Genomic DNA, 3711 nt, shown 5'->3' with positions numbered 1-3711 from the left:
CCAACCATATATCTGCAACTTTATTTATATCTGCTTTTTGTAATTCTCTAATCATTTAAATGACCCTTTTACAAATTGCGATTTATATTTTTCTTCTTAAATAATACTATTGTACGAAGTAAACAAATCATATTTTTAGACTTAAATGACTAAGATACCCGCCCACTCTAAAATCACACAAAGAACAAACAAAATGACAATCAATAATACAGGTGAAAAGCCTTTTTTTAGTATCTTTGTACAACCAAAGAATACACATAAAGAAAGAACTCCAGGCAATACCATATCTAAATCGGATTGAATGTTTACTACATGAATTTGCACAAACCTCTGAACTAGTATACCAATCACAAACATTCCAAGCATACTTGCAGCGAGTGTTACATTCTTTAAGAATGTATCCGATAAGTCCGTAATCAACTTAGTACCTTTCTTATAACCAAGCTCTTGTGTGATCCAAAGAAAGCCAAAGCGAAGTACGTTCCATGTCACAAAGAAGAAAATAGGTCCTAGAATATTTTGTGATAAAGCTAATGATGCGCCAACAGCCGCAAGAATTGGACGCATTGTAAACCAGAATACTGGATCTCCTACACCTGCCAAAGGACCCATTAAGCCAATCTTTACATCTTGAATGGAAGTATCTGAAATATCAGCACCTTTTGCCTTTTCTTCTTCCATAGCCAAGACAATACCAACAATTGGTGCAGAAACATATGGATGTGTATTATAGAATTTTAAATGACGATCTACAGCCAAATCATAATCTTCTTTATTGGGATATAATTCTTTTAACGCCGGAAGCAAGCCATAGCACCAGCCACCATTTTGCATACACTCAAAGTTCCATGAACCTTGTAAATATTGATGGTTTAAACAAACCTTTAATCTTGTACTCTTCTTCATATAAACCACCTACTCATAATCATTTAAGATGTCCCCTAATGGATCATCACTTGTTTTACTTGATTGTTCCTTGGCATTCAACAACATATATAGCCAAACTAAACCACCACCAATAAAGCATAACGATAGTAAAGACAAGCTTGTCATGCATGCCAAACCAAATCCAATCATAAAGAATGGATATGTAAATTTAGAGCCTAATACATTCGCTACAATCGCAAAGCCAACCACACAAACGACACCAGAACCAATCAATAATCCTTTATAAATTGAAACAGGAATCATTTCCAAGATTGAACAAATCACAGATGAAGGGATCAATAATAATACAACCGTCGGAATCAAAACACGAATTCCTTGCACACAAATGCCAATCCATTGATAATAAGAAACTTTCTTTGTTTCATCCATTTTATGTACAAGTTGGATTGCTAAATTACGACATACCTTTGTCAAAGATAACCCCACTAAAGATAATGGAATCGCTAGGGCAATACTAAACGCAATCACATATCTAGCTTCAATTGCACTTTCAAGGCCATGAATCATCAATATAGATGAAATCACACTCGCTAAACATACATCGGGTGCAACTGCCGCACCAATATTGGCCCACCCTAAGGCAATCAATTGTAAAGATCCACCTAATAATAATCCTTCTGCTAAATGGTTTGTCACTAAACCAATTAAAGTACAGGCAACAATGGGTTGATGAAATTCAAACTCATCCAAGATGCCTTCAATGCCTGCGACAAATGCCACAAGTAAAACTAAAATAGTCTGCATACCTCTTCCTCATTTCTTTTTGATTTTCTTAAAATCCTTTGAATTTAAAAAATAATACAAGATAAATGCCCATACAAGAAGGAGTACCGCGCCTAATGATATAAACGTCTTATAATAGGGATACCCAAAAACAGCTCCTACGCTTAAAATCAAGCCAACAAAAACATAGGATACAAATTCCTGGATTACATCATAGATTTCTTGAAAACTGTATTGATTATGTGTAACTTCGTTTTCCTGTAGTCCATCATATATACCATGTGCAATATCTTTTAAAAATCTTTTCATATGTATAATATACCACAAGAAAAGGCTTTCCCATCAGGAAAAGCCAAGATTATTTATTATTCATCATTTTAAGTGCAATTCTAAGAATACAAATGCCCATTACCACAATCACAATTGAATTCAATAACCAAGTGTTGATTGTATTCGGTAGTTTATAAATAAAAACGGTACATGCGCAAAGTAGTAAAATAAAGCATTCTATAACAGAATTTTTAATCATAGTCATATCTGTACCTCCCTTACATTTTTAGTATAAAACGCCTTAAATAAAGTACAATATGACTACATACGATTGAACAGACATTTATCCAACACTTAATTCATCCTTAATCTATGTTAATTTTAATTTACATATGAACCAATTTCTCGTTTGCAGGTTCTTATAAAGAGGATTATTGTAAAAGTATCTAACCATAAATAAACGGAGTTGATTATGATCAACATACCCAAGATACTGGTGGCAACCGGGTCTGGGGCATTTTTAGTACTCTTCTCATTGTTATATCGAATTCGTATTGTACAAACAAATCAGTTTGATGAAAAAATATATAACTTTATGCTTATAGTTACCTTCATTGCCACGGTCAATGAAACGCTTAGTTTTATCATTGATGCCCAGGTTTTATCTTTCATATTTTACAATATATCTCAAATACAATTGCTTCAGCTAGCTCAGACATCATCGGATATTATTGGTGTTTATTCGTAGAATATCATATTCATAGAAATTTTGCGCGCATCAAGAAGAAATCAAGAATCTTAGCCATTCCATTGATCATTGCCACAATCTTGATCTTTATCAATTTATTGGGAACGGGTATCATCTTTGATATTTCAAAGGAAAATGTATATACTCGTGGTCCCATGAATTTTATTTTATATATTTTCGTCTTCGTTTATTATATTGAAAGTGTATATACTGTTCAAAAAGCTAAAGCAGATTCCATTTTAGTAGAATTCTTTCCCATTTATTACTTTATCATTCCTTGTATGATTGGTACCATGATTCAAGGTTTCTTTTTCGGAATTTCTATGGTCTGGCTATGTGTCGCAATCGCATTTATCTTAGTTTATATTGAAATCCAAATATCTATATCCTTTATTGATGATTTATCCGGACTTTACAATCGAAAATACATGAATCATTATTTAAACAAACTTCAAAACAATAAAACGAAACATGTATATGGATTCATGATGGATATCAATGACTTTAAAGCCATCAATGATACATATGGATATTTAAAAGGTGATTATGCCCTCATACATTTTGGTAAAATTCTACAACATTCGATTGATAAAGATTCAGTTGCCATTCGTATGGGTGGAGATGAATTCGTGATCTTTGCGAAACTCAAATCGGATGAAGAAGCCTTGGCTTTAAAGAAACAAATCGAATACAATGTTCGACAATTTAATATAAAATCAAAAGAACCATTCCATTTCTCTTTCTCGCTTGGAATAGCTAAATTTAACGGTAAAATACCGATGCATTCTTATCAGCCATGGACGATTCTATGTATGAAACTAAAAATATGCATCGTTTAATGCAGTAATCAAGGCGAGTTCATCGCCTGTTTTTATTTTGCACAAGAAAGACTTTTCCTACGAAAAAGTCACACGCCTAAATGACGTGCCCGGTTCGTTTCCAGTCGTCCGGTAACATTTCAATATCTACTCCATCTTTCTGAATCATTCGGTATCCCGATCCATTCAGTCTTTATCGATGGA

General features: G+C 33.4%; 4 protein-coding genes. 1 reads left to right on the top strand and 3 read right to left on the bottom strand.

Going from position 1 to position 3711, the window contains the following annotated elements:
- Positions 1-141 precede the first annotated feature (141 nt).
- Genes LJE08_RS13030 through LJE08_RS13020 form a run of 3 tightly spaced genes read right to left on the bottom strand, consistent with a single transcriptional unit; the run spans position 142 to position 1980 of the window.
- Positions 142-906 (bottom strand): PTS system mannose/fructose/sorbose family transporter subunit IID, encoded by a 765-nt coding sequence (locus tag LJE08_RS13030; RefSeq protein WP_227403444.1) that lies wholly within the window; start codon positions 904-906, stop codon positions 142-144.
- Positions 907-915: 9 nt separating this feature from the next.
- Positions 916-1692, bottom strand: coding sequence for a PTS sugar transporter subunit IIC (locus LJE08_RS13025; protein WP_217256871.1), 777 nt, complete (start codon positions 1690-1692; stop codon positions 916-918).
- A 9-nt stretch (positions 1693-1701) separates the two neighbouring features.
- A complete protein-coding gene (locus tag LJE08_RS13020; protein WP_186999786.1) occupies positions 1702-1980 on the bottom strand; it encodes a hypothetical protein in 279 nt (92 codons plus the stop codon).
- Positions 1981-2844: 864 nt separating this feature from the next.
- Between LJE08_RS13020 and LJE08_RS13015 the strand changes: the two genes are divergently transcribed.
- A complete protein-coding gene (locus LJE08_RS13015) occupies positions 2845-3528 on the top strand; it encodes a GGDEF domain-containing protein (RefSeq protein ID WP_227403443.1) in 684 nt (227 codons plus the stop codon).
- Positions 3529-3711 lie beyond the last annotated feature (183 nt).

The sequence above is a fragment of the Holdemanella sp. DFI.5.55 genome (assembly GCF_020593575.1).
In the GTDB taxonomy this organism is placed as follows: domain Bacteria; phylum Bacillota_I; class Bacilli_A; order Erysipelotrichales; family Erysipelotrichaceae; genus Holdemanella; species Holdemanella hominis.
This window is presented reverse-complemented; position numbering and strand designations above follow the sequence as displayed.

What these genes read in the sequence shown, in the direction of transcription:
- LJE08_RS13020 (WP_186999786.1), bottom strand. Translation starts at nt 1,980, where the DNA reads ATGAAAAGATTTTTAAAAGATATTGCACATGGTATATATGATGGACTA.
- LJE08_RS13015 (WP_227403443.1), top strand. Translation starts at nt 2,845, where the DNA reads ATGAATTTTATTTTATATATTTTCGTCTTCGTTTATTATATTGAAAGT.
- LJE08_RS13030 (WP_227403444.1), bottom strand. Translation starts at nt 906, where the DNA reads ATGAAGAAGAGTACAAGATTAAAGGTTTGTTTAAACCATCAATATTTA.
- LJE08_RS13025 (WP_217256871.1), bottom strand. Translation starts at nt 1,692, where the DNA reads ATGCAGACTATTTTAGTTTTACTTGTGGCATTTGTCGCAGGCATTGAA.